The following is an 18,773-nucleotide window of genomic DNA, read 5'->3' as shown; positions in this document are numbered from 1 at the left end:
ATGCCGGTGCCGCGTACCTTCCGTTCCCTTCTCCTTCGCCGGGCAATCGGGCTGGCGTTGACGGGCTGTGTTGGCTTGCCCGCAGCCCTCGCCGACGATCCGAAGCCGGAAAAACCGCCGGTCGACGATCCGAACCCGCCGAAGCCCGCCGAGCCTCCGAAGGATGAGCCGCCAAAGCCGGCCGAGCCCAAGGAAGACAAGCCGGACGAAGACAAGAAGGACGAGAAGAAGGCTCCGCCCAAGAAAGACGAGAAGGCGGAGGCCAAGGCCGAGAAAAAGCCGAAGGAGCCCACGAACACCATCGAGGCCCGGGTCAAGGGCCAGCAGAAGATGGACGGCCTGTTCCCGCTGTACCGCGACACCAAGACCGGTGCGCTCAGGATGGAGATTGCGGCAAACCAGCTGAACCGCGATTTCATCTATGTCTCGCAGGTTTCGGACGGCGTGGTGGAAGGCGGCCACTTTCGTGGCCAGTACCGCCAGAAAAAGGTGTTCCGCCTGATCCGCCGGTTCGACAAGATCGAGATTGTCGAGAGCAATCCCTATTTCTATTACGATGAAAAAAGCCCGCTGGCCCGCTCCGCCGGCGCCAACGTCAGCCCGGCTGTCATTGATGTGCTGCGGATCGAGGCTGCAAGCGGAAAGGGCGCCGACCGCCGGTTCCTTGTGCGGGCAGATGCCCTGTTCGTCGATGAAAGCTTCGACCCTGTGAAGCCGATGCCTGTTCCCGGCGGCGATAACAGCGGCTTCAGCCTCGGCAAGCTCGACAAGGAACGTTCCCGCGTTTCGCTCATCCGGAACTATCCCGAGAACACAGCCGTCGTTGTCGACTATGTCTTCGTCAACCCGATGCCCTCTAACCCCGGCAACGGGTTCGAGATCACCGATCCGCGCATTGTGACCGTCCGTGTGGCTCACACGCTGCTGGCGAAACCCGACGACGAATTCGAACCGCGCCTTGATGACCCCCGCGTCGGCTATTTCGTCGATTACCAAAACGATCTGACCAGCACCGATATCACCCCCTGGCGCGACATGATCTCGCGCTGGCGGCTCGTCAAGAAAGATCCGGAAGCCCCGCTTTCGCCGCCGGTGAAACCTATTGTCTGGTGGATCGAGAATACAACGCCGCTGGAGCTGCGCCCAATCATCGAAAAGGCCGCCCTTGGCTGGAACAAGGCATTCGAAGCGGCAGGCTTCAAGGATGTGATCGAGGTGAAGATCCAGCCCGATGATGCGGATTGGGACGCCGACGATATCCGCTACAATGTCATCCGCTGGGTGGCGAGCCCGCAGCCGCCCTTCTCAGGCTATGGTCCGCGCTTCACCAACCCGCTGACCGGCGAGATCCTCGGCGCTGATGTGATCCTTGAATACAGCACCCTCGCCCAGCTTCTGCAGATGCGCGATGTGTTTGAGGGCGACGCTGCCGCCGCCGTGTGGGCAGATCCGTTACCGATGGCGGTGGAGGCCATGAAGGGTGATCCCCGCCAACTGCAGGCGCAGTGCGACGTTGGCGCCATGCTCCACCAGAATCTGAATTATGCGATGGCGCTTTCGGCGGTGTTTGACCGGCCGGAGGACGAACGCAAACGACTGCTGGAGCAAACAGTTGCCTATCTCGTCACCCACGAGATCGGCCACACGCTCGGCCTCACGCACAATATGATGGCCAGCCAGTCGCTGCCCTATGCCGATGCTTTCAAACGGGATGGCGGTGTGAAGCTTGGCTCGGTGATGGACTATCCCGCCATCAATTTCGCGCCGCCCGGCAAACCACAAGGCGACTATTTCCCGACCGCACCCGGCGCTTATGACATCTGGGCCATCCGCTTCGGCTATGACCCGGCGATGGAGGATCCGGCCAAACGCGCCGCCCTCCTCGAGCGTTCGACCGAAAAGGCACTGGCCTTTGCGAATGACGCCGACGACATGCGGGCACCCGGCAAGGGGATCGACCCACGCGTCAACCTCAATGACCTGACCGACGACGCAATGCGCTATGCCGCCGACCGTCTGGCGCTCGACCGCAAGGCCCTTGGCGAGATTGCCGGGCGGATGGTGAAGTCAGGCGAAAGCTATCAGGCGCTCAGGAACGCCTACCTGATCCTCACGGCCGATATGGCCACGCAGGGCAAGGTGATCTCGCGCTATATCGGCGGTGTGTATGTGGACAAGGCAGTGGCGGGCCAGAAGGGGGCAGCGCGCCCTTACACCCCGGTGCCGCTCGCCCGCCAGCGCGAAGCCATGAAGCTGTTGCGCGACAATATCTTCGCGCCTGAAGCCTTCAAGGTGGATGCAAGCCTTTTGCAGCAGCTCGGCATCGAACGGCGTGGCTTCTTCAATTTCTTCGGGACCGACGATCCCAAACCCATCGCCCGCGTTGCGAACATTCAGGCGAGCGTGCTTTTCCACCTGCTGCATCCGGTGACGCTGTTGCGTCTTACCGATAGCGGGCTCTACGGAAACGAATATCCGGTGGTGCGGATGATGACCGATCTGTCGGAAGCGATTTTCGACGATGACAGCCGCGGCAGCGTGAACGCTTACCGGCAGGAATTGCAGACGCTATACGTGCAGTTTCTGACGATTGTCATGCAGGGCGGGTCACATGATTATGTCTCAAGGGCGGCCGCACTTGCCAACCTGCGCGCTATCCGCAACGACATGAGCCGCTGGCGGGGCGACCTCGCAACACAGGCGCACCGCGATCATCTGGCATTCCTCATCGACAGGGCGCTGGAGACAGACGGGTCCTGACCGCTGCCCTCACGCCTGCTCAATGGGTGTTCAGCCACTCGCGCGCCTGTTTCTGTGCCTCCGCAATCTGGGAAAATGTCATGTCGCGGGCAAGTTCTGTGCGGTCCACCTGCGCACGCCGCACACCACGGATCGCCGCCAGATTGAACCATTTGTGGGCCTGCACATAGTCGCGCTCGACCCCCTGCCCCGTTGAATAGAGAAGCCCCAGATCATACAGCGCATCGGCCTGGCCTGTTTCGGCCCCGGCCATGCGCTCCTGCACATATGTATATAACTCCATGTCCTTCTGGCCCATTTTCCGTCTCTCCGCACCCCTGCGGTTCGTCTCTCTCCTGCGGCGTGTCTGCGATAAGGCAAAACCGCCCTGCATCCCTGCCACCCGAGGGTAGCGGAACCTGACGTCAATGATGGCGGACCTGGTTTCTTGGGAAAGGGGGCGATAGAGAATGAGCCGCTACCCTTCCGGTATCGAGTGTATCAAAGCCGTGGGCCCACTCAAAACCGAATCTTGGGGTGTATCGCTTTGATGGTCAGATGGCGTTGAAAAGCTTGGTGCGTGCGTGGTAGCGCTCGGCCGGGAAAGTGACCGTCGCCCGTGTTCCAACACCGATTTCGCTTTCAAGCGTGAGTGTGCCGCCGTGTGCTTCCATGAAGGCCTGTACAAGCGGCAGGCCAAGCCCGGTGCCCTCGTGCCGGCGCGCGATGGCACCGTCCACCTGTTCGAACGGCTTCAGAACGCGCTCAAGATCGGTGGCTGAAATGCCGGGGCCATGGTCGCGGACCTCGAAAGAGAAGCAGCCGTCAGCAAGTTCAGAAAGGATCAGGTGCACCGTCGCCCCTGCGGGCGAAAACTTGACGGCGTTGGACAGGAGATTGATCAGCACCTGCCGCGTCACCTGCAAATCGGCCCAAAGGTCCTCGCAGCGAGCCGGCGCCTCAATCTCGATCTTCACCTCGCTGCGACGACTCATCCCGTCCATCATGCGGACAGCCTGATAGGCAAGCTCTGTCGGGTCTTCATGATCCTCGCGCAGTTCGAAGGCACCGGCCTCGATCTTCGACATGTCGAGAATGCTGTTGATGACATTCAGAAGGTGACGCCCGGCGATGCGGATGTCGCCCACATAGTCGGTCATGGTATCAAGCGGCTTGCCGCGGTCCGAACTTTCTATGATCAGGTCCGAAAAGCCGATGATGGAATTGAGCGGGGTACGAAGCTCGTGGCTCATATTGGCCAGAAACTGCGTCTTGGCACGGTTGGCGGATTCGGCGGCCAGATGAGCACGCTCCAGCTGGCGCATCCGCTCCTCCGCGCGCTGCATGTTCGCCTGCAACACGGTCTGGGCGGTGCCGATACCATGGTATAGACCGCCCTGCGTGACGATGAAGCCCTGCGTGAGCGACGCACCATCCCGCACCAGCCGCGCATTGATCTCGTCAAGCGACATGCCGGCTTCAATGACCATCGGGTTTTCGTCCATCACGAAGCTGACGGGGCGGCGCTCGAAAAGCGGGCGTCCGAACTTGTCAGCAAGCTTCAGCATCAGGTCCATCCGGCGCACAAGGCCCACCGGGCGGCGGCCATCCACAACGGCGATGGATTGCAGGGTATCGTCTGCTGTGAAGCGGTCGTAAAGCGTGCCGCAGAAGTCCTCGGGGCTCGCCGGCGCCACCAGACTGGCAATCGACCCGATTGTGATACCCATAAACATTCCGCTTCCAATACATCCGAACACGGCGCGCATGCTTTACCGAGGGTCATTGTACGGCTGAATGTTGCAGGAACATGACAACGATGACCTTTCGCCCCCTGCCTTGAATCTGCCCTTTTCAAGGTGCACCTATATTGTCAGGACATGTGCCCGGAGTTTGAATGACATGAAGAAAATTGCCTCCCGTTCGTTTGCCGCCGCCCTGATGGTGCCTGCCGTTCTCGGCCTTGGCGCCTGTGCGACGGCCCCTGATTCCAACACATACAGCTCAGGCGCTGCCGGCCAGGTGCAGCATGCCGAGCGCGGCACGGTTGAAAGCGTGCGCCAGGTGCAGATTTCCGGCCCGAAAAAGGGCTATGGCGGCCTAGCCGGTGCCGGTATCGGCGGTGCCACCGGTGCGGCCATCGGCGGTCACGGCGAAGGTGCTGTGGCGGGTGCCATCGCGGGCGCCCTGATCGGCGGCCTGATCGGCAACGATGTCGAGAAAAAAACCGGCAACCGCACCGGCTACGAATATATCGTCAAAACGGAAAACGGCGGCCTTGTAACCCTCGTGCAAGCCGATGACGTACCCCTGCAGCCCGGCGCCCCGGTTGTGATCCTTTATGGCCGCGAAGCCCGGCTGGTGCTGGATCAATCCAAGATCGTCTATGACGACCGCCGCGACTGACCGGCACTCCGCCTGAACAGACAAGCCCCGCATCCCCGATGCGGGGCTTTTTCTTTGCGCGCGTACCCGAATAAAGAAAGGGCGGCCAGATTGCCGCCCTTTCCCGTTCTGCTCCCTTGTCTCGCGGGACGATCAGTCGTCGTACCGATACTCGACCGTCCATTTGGTGCAGACATATTCGCCGTTTTCGAAGCTGTAGGACTTGCAGTTGCGCACTTCCTGGCCTTCGTCACGGTAATAGTACCGCTGGTCATCGCTGCTGCTGTTGCCGCTGCCGCTGGTGGCGAGCTCATGGCCGACCACGGCACCCGTCACAGCGCCGATCACGGCGCCGGCTGCCCGGTTGTGGCCGCCATCGATCTCGGCTCCCAGAATACCGCCGAAGAGCGCGCCGAGCGTGGCTCCAAGGATACCGGCACCGCTGTCATCCTCGCGGTAATAATTGTTGCCGCCGTCATAATAATTGTAGCTGAAGCCTACAACCGGCCGGTCATACCAGTAGCCGTCGAAATAATGGTGGCCGCATCCATGATGGTGATGGTGCCCCACAACAACGATCGGGCTGTAATAATATCCGTGATGGCGGAAGTGGCCGCGCGGATAATAATAATGACCGCCCCAAGTATAGCCATAATACAGGTGTCCCGGCGTCCAGAGGATCGGGCGATAGTGATAGCTGTAGCCCGGATGCCAGTAACGATACCGGTGGTTATCGTGCCGGTAGCTGTGCTTGTACTTGTATTTATGCTTGTCCTTGTGATCCCACTTGTGCTTGTCGCGGCCGTTCCGGTCGTGACGGTCGTGACGGTCGTGGCGATCATGCCGGTCCTTGCGGTCATTCTTGTAATTGTGCTTGTAGCGGTCATCGCGGTCCCGGTCGCGGCCATCACGATACTGGTGATTGGTCTTGCCATAGTCCTGCTTCACCGGCTTCTGATACTGGTACTGATAGCCGCTCGGCTTGCCCGACGGCGTTTTCCGGGACGCATCAGCCTTTTTCACCTGGCCGCGCCGCTCATCACGAGACGACATGCGCATCGGCTGGCCCTGCTCTGGCTGGCCAGCAAGTCGCACTGCCGGCTCGCGGCCATCGCCACGCTGCTGCCATTGTTGCGACTGCGGGCGCTGTTGCGGTTGCTGACGTTGCTGCGGCTGCGGGCGCTGCTGGGCCCGCGCCTGCTGCTGCGGTGCGCGGCGTTCCGGACGCTCGGCACGCTCTTGCCGCGGGGCTCGTTCCTGACGCTGCGCCCTTTGCTCTTGGCGTTGCGCCTTTTGTTCCTGACGCTGGGCTCGTTGCTCCTGGCGCCGTTCATCGCGCTTGTCGGCCGCTTCCACCGGAATGGCGGGCAGCGCAACCGAGGCGAGGCACATAAGGACGAAACTTTTCTTCAACATCGCGGCCTCCTGATAAGGGACGCTTACACACTATGCCCGGCCTGCTGAATGCAGCCTGAACCGGGCTGTTCATCATTCAGTCATCGGGGCCGAGCGGTACCGGCAGCAGGACCACCGACGGAAACTGCCGTGGCTCGCCCCGCCAATGGGCAACGGCGGGCAGCGGCCGCGAAGGGTCGTAGCTGATATCCGTGCCTGCCAGATATTGTTCGCGGTAGTAGCGTGCCTGACGCTCCATGCGTTCCTTGTCGGGCTTCTGCATGCCAAGCATGGCACCGAGGGCCACACCGGCAATCGCACCACCCGTGCCACCAACCTCATCGCCGATCAGGCCACCGGCAAGCCCGCCAAGCGCGCCACCGATCACCTTCTGGCGGGCCCGCACCTTTTCAGGGCTTGGGCCGTAAACGGGGGTAGCATCAAGGACATAGGCATCGCAGCCGCTGCCGATGCATGGCAACTCGTCCGCAAATGCGGCGCTTGTGCTGGCAGCGATGAGGCCAGCGGCTATGGCAGACGCACGAAGCATGGTCACACTCTCCTCTGCGATCATACTCCAATGCGGCCGTGGCGGAAATGTGGCAAAGAAAAAGGGCCGGATTTCCGGCCCTTATCCTGTTTTGTCAGATTGCCTGTCTCAGCCGTCTAGCTTCGGTTTCAGGAGCTGGTTCACGAGGCCCGGGTTGGCCTTGCCGCCCGAAAGCTTCATCACCTGGCCGACGAAGAAGCCGATCAGCTTGTCCTTGCCGCCACGGTATTCCGCAAGCTGGCCGGGGTTTGCGGCGATCACCTCGTCGATGATCCTCTCGATGGCGCCCGTGTCGGAGACTTGCTTCAGGCCTTTTTCCTCGACGATTGTGCCGGCGTCCTTGCCGGTTTCGAACATCAGTTCGAATACTTCCTTGGCGATCCGGCCCGAGATCGTGCCGTCTTCGATAAGCGCCAGAAGCTCGGCACCCTGCTTCGCGCTCACCGGGCTGTCGGCAACCGATTTGCCGGCCTTGTTGAGCGCGCCGAAAAGGTCACCGATCACCCAGTTGGCAACCTTGGTGGCCACATCCTTCGCCGGTTTCTTGGTCGCCTTGACGGTTTCGTCCAAAATCACTTCGAAGAAGGAAGCCGATTCCTGCTCGGCCACAAGCACGGCGGCGTTGTAGGCCGAAAGGCCAAGCTCGCCCTCGAAACGGGCGCGCTTGTCGTCCGGCAGTTCCGGCAGGCTGGCGCGCGCTGCATCGATGAAGGCGTCATCGAATTCCAAGGGCAGCAGGTCAGGATCCGGGAAGTAGCGATAGTCATGCGCTTCTTCCTTGGATCGCATAGAACGGGTCTCGCCCTTCACCGGGTCAAACAGGCGGGTTTCCTGATCGATCTTGCCGCCATCCTCAATGATATCCACCTGACGGCGGGCTTCATATTCGATGGCCTGACGCACGAAGCGGATCGAGTTCACATTCTTGATCTCGCAGCGCGTGCCGAAAGGTTCGCCGGGGCGGCGGACCGACACGTTCACGTCGGCACGCATCGAGCCCTGCTCCATGTTACCGTCGCACGAGCCGATGTAGCGCAGAATCGTGCGAAGCTTGGTGAGATACGCGCCAGCCTCTTCGGGGCTGCGCATATCCGGCTTCGAAACGATTTCCATGAGCGCCACGCCCGAGCGGTTCAGGTCCACATAGGTGAACTGCGGATGCTGGTCGTGCATCGATTTGCCGGCATCCTGCTCAAGGTGGATACGCTCGATCCCGATTTCCTTGGTGTAGCCGTCCTCAAGGTCGATCTTCACGATCCCCTCGCCCACGACCGGATGCTTGAACTGGCTGATCTGGTAGCCTTGCGGCAGATCGGCATAGAAATAGTTCTTGCGGTCGAACACCGAGTATTTGTTGATCTGGGCACCGAGCGCGAGGCCGGTGCGCACGGCCTGCCGCACGCATTCCTCGTTGATCGTCGGCAGCATGCCGGGCATGGCGGCGTCCACCAGCGATACCTGCGCGTTCGGCTCCGCGCCGAAATCGGTGGCAGCGCCCGAGAAAAGCTTCGCGTTCGAGGTGACCTGTGCGTGGACCTCAAGCCCCAGCACCACTTCGAAATCGCCGGTCGCACCCTGAATGATATATTTCGCCATGGTGCTTACCTCCACCATACTTTGGGTTCGGCCTTCAGGGCCGCCGCTTCTTCAATCACGCCGGAGACGCGCAGCACGGTTTCCTCGTCGAACGGACGACCGAGGATCTGCAGCCCGAGGGGCAGCCCCTGCGCATCGAGCCCTGCGGCCACGCTCGCGCCCGGAATACCGGCAAGCGACGCCGGCACGGTGAAGACGTCATTGAGATACATGGAAACCGGATCGTCCGACTTTTCACCAAAAGCAAAAGCGGCCGAGGGTGCCGTCGGGGTCAGGATCACATCGACCTTTTCAAAGGCGCGCTTGAAATCGTCCGAAATCAGCTGACGCACTTTCTGGGCCTTCAGATAGTAGGCGTCGTAATAGCCAGCCGACAGCACATAGGTGCCGATCATGATGCGGCGCTTCACCTCGTCGCCGAAGCCGGCGGCGCGGGTCGCTTCATACATGTCATTGAGGCCACCGCCGTTGGGCACAACGCGCAGGCCGTACCGAACGCCGTCATAACGGGCGAGGTTCGAGGAAGCCTCGGCAGGCGCCACGATATAATAGGTCGGCAGCGCATATTTGGTGTGCGGCAGGTTGATATCGACAACCTCTGCACCCGCTGCCTTCATCCATTCGATACCCTGATGCCACAGCGCCTCGATCTCGGCGGGCATGCCGGCCAGATGATATTCCTGCGGAATACCAACCTTCAGGCCGCGGATGTCGCCGGTGAGTGCCGCTTCGAAATTCGGGACGGGCATGTTCACGCTCGTCGAATCCTTGGGGTCGAAGCCGCAGATGCTCTCCAGCATGATGGCGCCGTCACGCACGGTGCGGGTGATGGTGCCGGCCTGATCGAGCGAGCTGGCGAACGCCACCATGCCATACCGGCTGCAGCGGCCGTAGGTCGGCTTGATGCCGTAGGTGCCGGTGAAGGCTGCAGGCTGGCGGATCGAGCCGCCGGTATCCGATGCCGTCGCACCCATTGCGGCGTAACCGGCAACCGAGGCCACCGAGCCACCCGACGAGCCACCGGGCACGTAATCCTTGTTAGAGCCTTCGGCGCGCCACGGGTTTTTCACCGGGCCGTAATAGCTCGTCTCGTTCGACGAGCCCATGGCGAACTCGTCCATGTTCAGCTTGCCGAGCATGACGGCACCATTGTCCCAGAGTTTCTGGGTCACCGTCGATTCATACTCGGGCTTGAAGCCATCGAGAATGTGCGAGCACGCCTGCGTGTGCACGCCCTTGGTGGCGAACAGGTCCTTGATACCCACAGGGATGCCGGTCATGGCGCGGGCGTCACCCGCCTTGCGCTTGGCGTCGGCAGCGTCCGCCTGCGCGAGCGCCATCTCGGGGGTTTCGGCCACATAGGCGTTCAGCGGACGCGCGGCTTCGACAGCCTTGATATGGGCTTCGGTCAGCTCACGCGAGGAAAGCTCGCCCTTCGCCATCAGGTCGCGGGCGGCGGCGATTGTCAGTTTGGTCAGGTCGGTCATTTGAGGCCTACTCGATCACTTTGGGGACGGTGAAGAAGCCGTATTCGGCGTTCGGCGCATTTTTCAGGACCTTGTCCTGGATGCCGCCATCATTCACCTCGTCCTGTCGCCAGCGCAGCTTGGCATCCACCACGCTCGCCATCGGCGCGATGTTATCGGTATTCACTTCGTTCAGCTGCTCGATCCAGTGCATGATGCCGTTGAGTTCACCGGCCAGATGGTCAAGCTTGTCATCCTCGATGCGGATGCGCGCCAGCCGTGCGATCTTTGCCACGGTGGCTTTGTCAATGTCCGACATGGAAAATCCCTTGGAAAGACGTGTCGCGTTGCAACATAAAATCAGGGCGGCAACTTAGCGCCGCCCCAAGCCGGGAGCAAGCGGGAATGACGGAAAATCCCGCGACTTTTGCTATTTCCGACTCTCTCTCGCCTCGTCGGTCACGTCTTCACCCTCCAAGGGGAACTGGAAGGCCGTCCCGTTAACCATCAGTGCAGGCAGCCGGGGCTGGAAGAAGCTGAAGTTTCCGTCCTCGATAGCTTTCAGGAAGTCGCCGTAAAAACTGCTACTCATCGAGCCACCCCAATAGCGCCGCCAGCTTCCTGCCAACTCCCCCATTTCATAGACTTCAAGCTGCAGATCGAACTCGCGTGCAGTGATCCAGATATACTCCCGCTTCCCGTCTTCGTTCATGTCCACCGCCCATAGGGTGCAGACGGGCATGCCCACCTGCCGGTCGGCGCAGTCGATATCGACCCCGCTGAGGGCAGCCAGAAGGCCCGCATCGAAGGCTTCGGCCATATCCACGCCTTCGGGCAGGATGCGCAGGTCTTCCGGGCGGATCGGACGCAAACTGTCGACCGCCCTGGCGAGATGGGGGCTGTCGAGCTCTCGCAGGTCGGCAAGCGAGCGCGTGAAGCCCAGATTGGCGAGTGTGGCATCGTCGGCAAGCAAGGTGTCGAAACGCTCGCGTCCCGGCTTCGCCATCGAGAATTTGAGCGCACCATAGTCGAAATCATCAGGGGCGACCTTACCGGCCTGTAGCCGCGCAACCTGGCTGTCCGCGGCAATCCGGTATGCGCTGACAGGGGCGAGCTGCATGACAACAGCGACAAACGCCGCAAGGATAGTCATCGGGATATTGACCCGCCCGGCATGACGCACCCAATCGAGCTGCTTGGTGACGATCTGATATAGGTAGCCGAGCGCGAAGCCGCCGCTCAAAACAAGGATCGGCAAGGCATAGACCCGGTCTGGTGAAAAGCCGTGCTGGTCGATCCGAAGCCAGAAAGCACAGGCCGCAAGGCCGATATAGATGGGCAGAACCGCAATAGAGGCCGTCACAAGCACCTGCCGTGCCTTGCCGACACTGCCCCATGTTGCAGCACTGCCATCCTCGATATAGGCGTTGGCGTGGAAGCCCGTTACAACGACCACGGCAAGAAGCATGCTCGCTGCCATACGGCTGTTCCACAGGGGTTCGGGCCCGACAAAAGGCAAGCAGAGCAGGAATATGAGCGCCGCCCCGCCGATCAGCATGCCGACGATCCGGAACATGGCGAGACTGAAGCGGACGGCAGCCGCCATCGTCTTTTCGTTCTCGCGCAGATACAGGACCGACAGTCCAAACAGAAGCCCGCCGAGCGGGAAATAGAACCATGATTTGTCCAGAAGGCGGGAAAGGAGATCGATCCCGATCACCTTGAAAAGTTCGGAAATCATGCCAAGCGCCAGAAAGACCAGCATCACCAGCGTAAACGGCAGAACGGCAAGAACGAGATTCCGGCAAGCGTTGGCGAATAGCGCGGGATACAGAAGCCCCTGCTCTTCCCGCCACGTTTGCAGGTAAACCGTGAAGAGGAAGAAGGCGAAATGGAGCGATACGAAGAAATCGGCTTCCGCGTCATTCCATTGGGTCAGCCCCTCCCCGTAACCGATATGGGTAAGATACTGGAAGCCGAGCACGAACACGCCAGCAAAGGCGCCAAACGACCAGATCACTGCACCCCGCAGCGAGCCGGCATGAGCTGTCAACAGAAGGGTATGGGCGCCATAAAAAAGTGCCGCAATCAGGGCGAGCGCCATGTCTTTATTGAGGCCGACGGGCCGCTTGTCGGTGAGATAAAGCGCAATCCCCGCCAGCAAACCGGCGAGCAGCAAAAGCATTCGCCTGCTTTTGTTCAGCGCCTGATCCTGCGTCATTTTTCGCTCTCCCCCGAGAATTGAGGACATTACCACAATAATCTGATTAAGATCGGGAAATTGCGTCGTTACAAGGGCATAACGGTGGCCAAGATCGAAATTTGCGAAGTTGAACTTGGGGACGCCCGCGCCCTCAATGCCTATGTCCGACAGGTCTATGAAACCTCGGATCACCTGATCACAGCCCCCGGAGAATACGGGATGGGCACCTTCGCCCGCTGGCGCTGGTGCGTGCGTAAACTGGCGTCTTCGGGTGAGGTTTGCCTGATCGCCAAGGACGCGGACGGCGCCATTGTCGGCATGATCGACGGCTGGGTGGATCCGCGTCAGCGGGTGCGGCATGTGCTGACCTTCGCCATGTCTGTGCGCGCTGATCGGCGCCGCACGGGGGTTGGCCGAAAGCTCCTCGCCGCGCTTGTCGATTGGGTGAAGGCGCATCCCTATATCCGCAAGATCGAACTGCATGTGCATGCCGACAATGCAGCGGCCCAAGCGCTTTACACATCCTTCGGCTTCATTTTAGAGGGTGAACGCAAGGGGGCGGTGCGCTATGAAGATGGTCGCGTCGTCAATGACCGGCTGATGGCCCTGTGGCCCTGAGCCAATCCAAGGGGGAATTCCATGTCTGAAACGCGCCGTCATCCGGCTGTCTATTTCCTGATCGGTATCGTGGTTGTCGTGCTTGTCGTGCTTGCAGGCATGACATGGTTCGGCGCCAATCAGGAAACCGCCATGCGCCTCGCCTTCGTGCCCGGCCATGACTTTGCCGAGGACGCCCCGAGCGAACAGCCCGATTATAGCAAGGCTGAAAGCTGGTGGATCAGCCCGGAAAACCCCGCGCTTGGCGCCCACACGCCCGAAGGCGTGATGACCCACAAGATGGCGCCGATTGCCGACGTTTTCTTCGTGCATCCGACAACTTACCTGAACCGCGCGCACTGGAACGCGCCGCTCGATGATGAAAAGACCAACCGCTATACCGCGCTCCTGTCCTTCAAGCATCAGGCCAGTGCCTTCAATGTGGCGGGCCGCATTCATGCGCCCAAATACCGGCAGGCCGGTCTTGGCGCTTTCCTTGAGGAAGAGGAAGGCATGGGCGAGAACGGCGCCCGCGCACTCGACCTCGCCTACAGCGATATCCTTGCGGCCTTCGATGCCTTTGTTGCCCAGCGCGATGCCGGTCGCCCGATCATCCTTGCAGGCCACAGCCAAGGGGCAGTGCATGTGCTGCATCTTCTCAAGGACCGGTTCGACGGCACCGAGCTGACCCCCATGCTCGCCGCCGCCTATGTGATCGGCTGGCCGGTCAGTATTGAAGGCGATATTGGCGCTATCGAAGGCGTGGACGCGTGCGAAAGCGCCACCGACACTGGCTGCGTGGTATCATGGCAGAGCTATGCGCTCGGCGGCGATCCGTCCGGAATCAAGGCTTGGTTCGACAATGCCCGTGGCCTGAACGGCGAGCCGCTCGCCGGCACCACAATGCTGTGCACCAACCCTGAAGACTGGAAGATCGGCGGCAACGACACCCGCTCCACCAACATGGGTGCGGTCGTGATGGACCTGACCGACGCACCGCTCGGCAAGCCGATCCGCAATTTCACCGGCACCCAGTGTCAGGACGGCATTCTGTATCTGACCGACATTCCGACCACGCCTGAGTGGCTGGAATACAAATGGCCGGGCGAGAATTTCCACGTCTATGACATCAACATCTTCTACATGAACCTGCGTGCCAACGCCGAGGCCCGTGCCCGCGCCTGGACCCCGGCAGGTGCTGCAGCGGAATGAGCAGGCTTGTCCCCTTGCGCGAGTTGAAGGCCGGTATCCAGCGCGGATACCGGCTCGTCGGCCTTGATGTCGGCTCCAAAACAATCGGTGTGGCACTATCCGACACCACACTGACCATCGCGACGCCGATGGAGACCATCGCGCGCACCAAGTTCCGGAACGATGCCGCGCGCCTTGCCGCCATCGTGGCAGAGCAGAAGGTCGGCGGCTTTGTCATCGGCTGGCCGGTCAATATGGACGGATCGGAGGGACCGCGCTGCCAGTCCACCAAATCTTTCTGCGAGAATCTTTCCGGCGTGATCGACCTGCCCCAGACGCTCTGGGACGAACGCCTGTCGACAGCTGCCGTTGAACGCACGCTTCTGGACGCGGATTCGAGCCGGGCCCGCCGCAAGGAAGTGATCGACAAGATGGCCGCCGCCTACATCCTTCAAGGCGCGCTCGATGCGTTTTGAGGCAGCCCCTTGTCGCTCCAGTCATTTAGCCCTATAAGGCCACTTTCATGAGCACAAAGTCGTCCGATCATGACCCCTATGTCCGCGCAGAGATTGCGCCGCCTTCGGGAATCGCCTTTCCGCACAAACATCTTCTCGGCACCTGGGGGCTCGACCCCACCACGATCCAGCATCTTCTGGATACGGCCGACAGATATGTTGACCAGAACCGGCGAGCGAAAAAAACGACCGCCATCTGCGCGGGGCTGACACAGATCAACCTGTTTTTCGAAAACTCCACCCGCACGCTGATGAGCTTCGAAATCGCCGGCAAGCGCCTCGGCATGGACACGATTTCGATGTCGACGGGCACGAGCTCGATCAAGAAGGGCGAGACGCTTCTCGATACCGCCGCGACGCTCAATGCCATGCACCCCGATGTGCTGGTCATGCGCCATGCGGACTCGGGCGCCGTGAAGCTCCTGTCCGAGAAAATGAGCTGTGCAGTTATCAACGCCGGCGACGGGCGGAGCGAGCATCCGACTCAGGCGCTGCTTGATGCCCTCACAATCCGCCGCCGCAAGGGCCGCCTGCACGGCCAGATCATCGCGATTTCGGGCGATATCACCCACAGCCGCGTGGCACGCTCAAACATCTATCTCCTCACCGCCATGGGCGCACGCGTCCGTCTTGTCGCCCCGCCGACCCTGCTGCCGAAGGATGTCGACCGGCTGGGGGTCGAGGTCTACACCCGCATGGATGAAGGCCTGAAGGACGCCGATGTCGTGATGATGCTGCGCCTGCAGCAGGAACGCATGCAGGGCGGCTTCCTGCCTTCCCTTCGCGAATATTACCAGTTCTGGGGCCTGACCCGCGACAAGCTCGCCGTCGCCAAGGAAGATGTGCTTGTGATGCACCCCGGCCCGATGAACCGGGGTGTGGAAATCGCATCGGACGTTGCCGACGATTTCGACCGCTCGGCCATCGAGGAACAGGTGGAAATGGGGGTCGCCGTGCGGATGGCCTGCCTTGATATCCTGACCCGCAACCTGCGTGAAGGAGGCGAGGCATGAGCATTACGGCCTACACCAACGCCCGCCTTATGGACCCGGCAACGGGCCTTGACGAAATCGGCACCCTGACGGTCGAGGATGGCCGCATTGTCGCCGTTGGCGCTGCCGCCACCACGACCGGCGCCAGCCATATCGTTGATTGCAAGGGCCGCGTGCTGGCGCCCGGCCTTGTCGACATGCGCGCCCATCAGGTGGATACGGATGCGGCCGCAGCCGGTGGCATAACCACGGTGATCCTGCAGCCCGACCAGACAACCATGATCGACACCGATGCCCCGGTCGAGCGTATCCGTCGCCGCGCCAAGGATTATTCGAGTGTGCGGGTTTACCCCATGGGCGCGGCCACCAAAGGCATGCGCGGCGAGGAAATCGCCGAAATCGGCCAGATGCAGGAAGCGGGTGCCGTCGCCTTCACCGATTGCCGACGCGCTGTCGCGAATGCGCAGGTGCTGCGCCGGCTGCTGGAATATGCCAACTATTTCGGGGCGCTGATCGTCCAGTTCCCGGAAGAATCCGCGCTCGCCGCCAGCGGCGTTGCCCATGAAGGCGAAGTCGCCACCCGGCTGGGCCTTGCCGGCATACCGGTCATGGCCGAAGTGATCCAGATCGAACGTGACGCGCGGCTCGCCGAAATGACCGGCAGCCGCCTGCATTTCGCGCTCATCTCGTCGGCCGCCGGAGTTGAGGCTGTACGCGCCGCCAAAAAACGCGGCGCCAAAGTGACGGCGGCCACTGCGCCCCATTATCTGCATCTCAACGAGAATGCTGTGGAAGGCTATCGTACCTTCGCCAAGGTCAGCCCGCCGCTCCGCACCGAAGAAGACCGCAAGGCCCTGATCGACGGGATCAAGGATGGCACCATCGATGTGATCGTTTCCGACCATGATCCGCGCAGCGAAGATGTGAAACGCCTGCCCTTCGCGCAGGCCGCCGCCGGGATCAGCGCTTTCGAGACGCTGCTGCCGCTGGCTCTCGCCCCTGTGCATGCGGGCAGCCTCGACCTGATGACGGTGCTGAGGGCGATGACCTTCACGCCTGCGAAACTTCTGGGGCTGTCGTCCGGCACGCTCGGTGTCGGTGCCAACGCCGATCTCGTCATCTTCGATCCGGCCAAGCCGTGGCGGGTTGATCGCAGCGCTTTCCTCTCGAAAGCCCGTAACACACCCTTTGATACTTTGCCGGTGCAAGGCCGCGTGTGGCGCACTATTGTTGCAGGCAAGCCGGTTTATACGGGAGAGCCTTCATGATGGGGGTTGCCGCCGATTTCATCCTGATCTTCGCCTATATGCTGGGCTCGGTCCCGTTCGGACTCGTGATCACGCATCTGGCGGGCCTTGGCGATATCCGGGCCATCGGCTCGGGAAATATCGGTGCCACCAACGTGCTGCGTACCGGCCGCAAGGATCTGGCGCTTCTCACACTCCTGCTGGACGCCGGCAAGGGCGCCATCGCCGTCGGCCTCACCGCGTGGCTCGTGGAGCCGGGCATCGCCCCGCTTGCGGGTGCGGTTGCCTTCATGGGGCATTGTTTCCCCATCTATCTCGGCTTCAAGGGCGGCAAGGGGGTCGCCACCTTCTTCGGCACGCTTCTCGCTATCTCGCCCGCCACGATGGGTGCCACCGCCCTGATCTGGCTCGTGGTTGCAGCGGTCACCCGGTACAGCTCGCTCGCCGCCCTTGTGGCTGCAACAGCGGCGCCGATACTCTCGGCCTATCTGTTCCCGAGCGATCAGGTGTTGCTGTGGCCATTCATCCTGGTGATGACGATCATCATCTTTATTCGTCACAAGGATAATATCGGCCGCCTCCTCAAGGGTACGGAAAGCCGGATCGGCAAGAAATCCGAAGCAGCGCCGAAAAAACCGGAAGATGAATAACCGAGCTTTCGGTTGATTAAGCCCATCGGCTCCGGCACAGTCTGCGCATGCATGGCAGCTTTCACACTGGCGGGCAGACCGCGTCCCTCTCGGAATCCGAACGCCTGGCCCGGCTGCGCCTTATCCGCACCGACAGCATCGGCCCCATCACCTGGCGCCACCTGATCGCCCGCTTTGGCAGCGCTGAGACTGCACTTGAAGCGGTGCCCGATCTTGCCGCCAAGGGCGGGCGCAAGGGGCCGCTGCGTATCCCGGCGAAAGCCGAAGCCGAGAAGGAACTCGCTGCCCTCGCCCGCTTCGGGGCCTTTCCCCTGTTTCTGGGGGATAGCGCTTACCCCGCCCTCCTTGCTGCCACCGAGGACGCCCCACCCGTGCTGTTCGCCAAGGGACAGGTGAGCCTGCTGGCGCGCGATGCTATCGGCATCGTCGGCACGCGGAACGCCAGTGCAGCCGGGCTGAAGATCGCCCAGATGATCGCGGCAGGCCTTGGCAGTGCCGGGCTCGTTGTCGCTTCGGGCCTCGCCCGCGGGATCGATGCTGCCGCCCACGCGGCGTCCCTCAAGGGTGGGACCATTGCCTGTCTCGCCGGCGGGCTCGATATCACCTACCCCCGCGAGAATGCGGCCCTGCAGGAAAAGATCGGCGAGGAAGGCCTTCTCGTTTCCGAAATGCCGCTCGGCACCGAGCCGCAAGCTCGCCACTTCCCGCGCCGCAACCGGCTGATCAGTGGCCTGTCGCTCGGCATACTCGTTGTGGAAGCAGCCCTGCGCTCCGGCTCGCTCATTACCGCGCGGCTCGCGGGTGAACAGGGGCGTGAGGTTTTCGCGGTTCCCGGTTCGCCGCTCGACCCGCGTGCCGGCGGCGCCAACCAGTTGCTGCGTGAAGGCGCCATCCTTGTCGAAACGGCCGCTGATGTATTGAACGAGATTGAAAGCCTGCGCAGCCGCGCGCTCCGCGATCCCTCCGGTCTGCCGCTTTTCGATCACGCCCCGCCAAAAGCGCCGGAGACAAATTCCGCCGCCCGCGAAAAAGTGAAGGGCCTTCTTTCCCCCTCCCCCACTGCTATGGATGACCTGATCCGCCTCTCTGGCCTGCCGGCCGGAGAAGTGGCAGCCCTTGTGCTGGAACTGGAGCTTGGCGGGCTTGCCGTGCGCTATCCGGGTGGTCGTGTGGCCCTTGTGCCCTGAGTGCCCTTTGACCTTCGGTTTACAAAGGCCGTTGCATTCTGGGCGACTTCCAACTAGGTG

17 protein-coding genes are annotated in these 18,773 nt (G+C 61.6%); 9 read left to right on the top strand and 8 right to left on the bottom strand.

Going from position 1 to position 18,773, the window contains the following annotated elements; genetic code table 11:
- Complete coding sequence (locus OU694_RS03310; RefSeq protein ID WP_308909562.1) at positions 1 to 2,760, top strand: zinc-dependent metalloprotease; 2,760 nt, start codon at positions 1 to 3, stop codon at positions 2,758 to 2,760.
- A gap of 19 nt (positions 2,761 to 2,779) precedes the next feature.
- Here OU694_RS03310 and OU694_RS03305 read toward each other — a convergent pair whose 3' ends face one another.
- Positions 2,780 to 3,043 (bottom strand): SEL1-like repeat protein, encoded by a 264-nt coding sequence (locus tag OU694_RS03305; RefSeq protein WP_308909561.1) that lies wholly within the window; start codon positions 3,041 to 3,043, stop codon positions 2,780 to 2,782.
- Between the two features lie 250 nt (positions 3,044 to 3,293).
- Positions 3,294 to 4,469, bottom strand: coding sequence for an ATP-binding protein (locus OU694_RS03300; protein WP_308909560.1), 1,176 nt, complete (start codon positions 4,467 to 4,469; stop codon positions 3,294 to 3,296).
- A gap of 172 nt (positions 4,470 to 4,641) precedes the next feature.
- On the opposite strand from OU694_RS03300, the gene OU694_RS03295 reads away from it, so the two are divergent.
- Positions 4,642 to 5,145 carry an outer membrane lipoprotein gene (locus OU694_RS03295; RefSeq protein WP_308909559.1) on the top strand — a complete coding sequence of 168 codons (504 nt, stop codon included), beginning with the start codon at positions 4,642 to 4,644 and terminating at the stop codon, positions 5,143 to 5,145.
- Between the two features lie 132 nt (positions 5,146 to 5,277).
- On the opposite strand, the gene OU694_RS03290 is transcribed toward OU694_RS03295, so the two are convergent.
- From OU694_RS03290 to OU694_RS03265, 6 genes are all read right to left on the bottom strand, one after another.
- Positions 5,278 to 6,540 (bottom strand): glycine zipper 2TM domain-containing protein, encoded by a 1,263-nt coding sequence (locus tag OU694_RS03290; protein ID WP_308909558.1) that lies wholly within the window; start codon positions 6,538 to 6,540, stop codon positions 5,278 to 5,280.
- Between the two features lie 76 nt (positions 6,541 to 6,616).
- Positions 6,617 to 7,069, bottom strand: coding sequence for a hypothetical protein (locus OU694_RS03285; RefSeq protein WP_308909557.1), 453 nt, complete (start codon positions 7,067 to 7,069; stop codon positions 6,617 to 6,619).
- Between the two features lie 108 nt (positions 7,070 to 7,177).
- Positions 7,178 to 8,665 carry an Asp-tRNA(Asn)/Glu-tRNA(Gln) amidotransferase subunit GatB gene (gatB, locus tag OU694_RS03280; RefSeq protein WP_308909556.1) on the bottom strand — a complete coding sequence of 496 codons (1,488 nt, stop codon included), beginning with the start codon at positions 8,663 to 8,665 and terminating at the stop codon, positions 7,178 to 7,180.
- Positions 8,666 to 8,670: 5 nt separating this feature from the next.
- On the bottom strand, positions 8,671 to 10,152 hold the full coding sequence (gatA, locus tag OU694_RS03275) for an Asp-tRNA(Asn)/Glu-tRNA(Gln) amidotransferase subunit GatA (RefSeq protein ID WP_308909555.1): 1,482 nt from the start codon (positions 10,150 to 10,152) through the stop codon (positions 8,671 to 8,673).
- Between the two features lie 7 nt (positions 10,153 to 10,159).
- The gene (gatC, locus tag OU694_RS03270; RefSeq protein ID WP_289505569.1) at positions 10,160 to 10,450 is read right to left on the bottom strand and encodes an Asp-tRNA(Asn)/Glu-tRNA(Gln) amidotransferase subunit GatC; all 291 of its coding nucleotides are present in this window, start codon (positions 10,448 to 10,450) and stop codon (positions 10,160 to 10,162) included.
- A 111-nt stretch (positions 10,451 to 10,561) separates the two neighbouring features.
- Entirely contained in the window at positions 10,562 to 12,352 is a 1,791-nt protein-coding gene (locus OU694_RS03265; protein ID WP_308909554.1) for a DUF4153 domain-containing protein, read from the bottom strand.
- An 84-nt stretch (positions 12,353 to 12,436) separates the two neighbouring features.
- On the opposite strand from OU694_RS03265, the gene OU694_RS03260 reads away from it, so the two are divergent.
- The 7 genes from OU694_RS03260 to dprA are packed head-to-tail and all read left to right on the top strand — an operon-like array spanning position 12,437 to position 18,713.
- Positions 12,437 to 12,952: a GNAT family N-acetyltransferase gene (locus OU694_RS03260; protein ID WP_308909553.1), complete on the top strand. Its 516-nt coding sequence runs from the start codon at positions 12,437 to 12,439 to the stop codon at positions 12,950 to 12,952.
- Positions 12,953 to 12,973: 21 nt separating this feature from the next.
- Positions 12,974 to 14,143 (top strand): DUF3089 domain-containing protein, encoded by a 1,170-nt coding sequence (locus OU694_RS03255; RefSeq protein ID WP_308909552.1) that lies wholly within the window; start codon positions 12,974 to 12,976, stop codon positions 14,141 to 14,143.
- The gene (gene ruvX, locus OU694_RS03250; RefSeq protein ID WP_308909551.1) at positions 14,140 to 14,598 is read left to right on the top strand and encodes a Holliday junction resolvase RuvX; all 459 of its coding nucleotides are present in this window, start codon (positions 14,140 to 14,142) and stop codon (positions 14,596 to 14,598) included. Before OU694_RS03255 ends, ruvX begins: the two co-directional genes overlap by 4 nt.
- A 47-nt stretch (positions 14,599 to 14,645) precedes the next feature.
- Positions 14,646 to 15,650, top strand: a complete 1,005-nt coding sequence (locus OU694_RS03245) for an aspartate carbamoyltransferase catalytic subunit (protein ID WP_308909550.1) — start codon at positions 14,646 to 14,648, stop codon at positions 15,648 to 15,650.
- The gene (pyrC, locus tag OU694_RS03240) at positions 15,647 to 16,897 is read left to right on the top strand and encodes a dihydroorotase (RefSeq protein ID WP_308909549.1); all 1,251 of its coding nucleotides are present in this window, start codon (positions 15,647 to 15,649) and stop codon (positions 16,895 to 16,897) included. Before OU694_RS03245 ends, pyrC begins: the two co-directional genes overlap by 4 nt.
- Positions 16,894 to 17,526: a glycerol-3-phosphate 1-O-acyltransferase PlsY gene (gene plsY, locus OU694_RS03235; RefSeq protein ID WP_308909548.1), complete on the top strand. Its 633-nt coding sequence runs from the start codon at positions 16,894 to 16,896 to the stop codon at positions 17,524 to 17,526. Before pyrC ends, plsY begins: the two co-directional genes overlap by 4 nt.
- A 47-nt stretch (positions 17,527 to 17,573) precedes the next feature.
- Positions 17,574 to 18,713 carry a DNA-processing protein DprA gene (gene dprA, locus OU694_RS03230; RefSeq protein WP_308909547.1) on the top strand — a complete coding sequence of 380 codons (1,140 nt, stop codon included), beginning with the start codon at positions 17,574 to 17,576 and terminating at the stop codon, positions 18,711 to 18,713.
- The last annotated feature ends 60 nt before the right edge of the window (positions 18,714 to 18,773 follow it).

The sequence above is a fragment of the Pseudokordiimonas caeni genome, from assembly GCF_026719705.1.
GTDB classification, from domain to species: Bacteria; Pseudomonadota; Alphaproteobacteria; order Sphingomonadales; family Kordiimonadaceae; genus Gimibacter; species Gimibacter caeni.
This window is presented reverse-complemented; position numbering and strand designations above follow the sequence as displayed.

What these genes read in the sequence shown, in the direction of transcription:
- plsY (WP_308909548.1), top strand. Translation starts at nt 16,894, where the DNA reads ATGATGGGGGTTGCCGCCGATTTCATCCTGATCTTCGCCTATATGCTG.
- OU694_RS03290 (WP_308909558.1), bottom strand. Translation starts at nt 6,540, where the DNA reads ATGTTGAAGAAAAGTTTCGTCCTTATGTGCCTCGCCTCGGTTGCGCTG.
- gatC (WP_289505569.1), bottom strand. Translation starts at nt 10,450, where the DNA reads ATGTCGGACATTGACAAAGCCACCGTGGCAAAGATCGCACGGCTGGCG.
- gatA (WP_308909555.1), bottom strand. Translation starts at nt 10,152, where the DNA reads ATGACCGACCTGACCAAACTGACAATCGCCGCCGCCCGCGACCTGATG.
- OU694_RS03305 (WP_308909561.1), bottom strand. Translation starts at nt 3,043, where the DNA reads ATGGAGTTATATACATATGTGCAGGAGCGCATGGCCGGGGCCGAAACA.
- dprA (WP_308909547.1), top strand. Translation starts at nt 17,574, where the DNA reads ATGCATGGCAGCTTTCACACTGGCGGGCAGACCGCGTCCCTCTCGGAA.
- pyrC (WP_308909549.1), top strand. Translation starts at nt 15,647, where the DNA reads ATGAGCATTACGGCCTACACCAACGCCCGCCTTATGGACCCGGCAACG.
- OU694_RS03245 (WP_308909550.1), top strand. Translation starts at nt 14,646, where the DNA reads ATGAGCACAAAGTCGTCCGATCATGACCCCTATGTCCGCGCAGAGATT.
- OU694_RS03310 (WP_308909562.1), top strand. Translation starts at nt 1, where the DNA reads ATGCCGGTGCCGCGTACCTTCCGTTCCCTTCTCCTTCGCCGGGCAATC.
- OU694_RS03285 (WP_308909557.1), bottom strand. Translation starts at nt 7,069, where the DNA reads ATGCTTCGTGCGTCTGCCATAGCCGCTGGCCTCATCGCTGCCAGCACA.
- gatB (WP_308909556.1), bottom strand. Translation starts at nt 8,665, where the DNA reads ATGGCGAAATATATCATTCAGGGTGCGACCGGCGATTTCGAAGTGGTG.
- OU694_RS03300 (WP_308909560.1), bottom strand. Translation starts at nt 4,469, where the DNA reads ATGGGTATCACAATCGGGTCGATTGCCAGTCTGGTGGCGCCGGCGAGC.
- OU694_RS03265 (WP_308909554.1), bottom strand. Translation starts at nt 12,352, where the DNA reads ATGACGCAGGATCAGGCGCTGAACAAAAGCAGGCGAATGCTTTTGCTG.
- ruvX (WP_308909551.1), top strand. Translation starts at nt 14,140, where the DNA reads ATGAGCAGGCTTGTCCCCTTGCGCGAGTTGAAGGCCGGTATCCAGCGC.
- OU694_RS03255 (WP_308909552.1), top strand. Translation starts at nt 12,974, where the DNA reads ATGTCTGAAACGCGCCGTCATCCGGCTGTCTATTTCCTGATCGGTATC.
- OU694_RS03295 (WP_308909559.1), top strand. Translation starts at nt 4,642, where the DNA reads ATGAAGAAAATTGCCTCCCGTTCGTTTGCCGCCGCCCTGATGGTGCCT.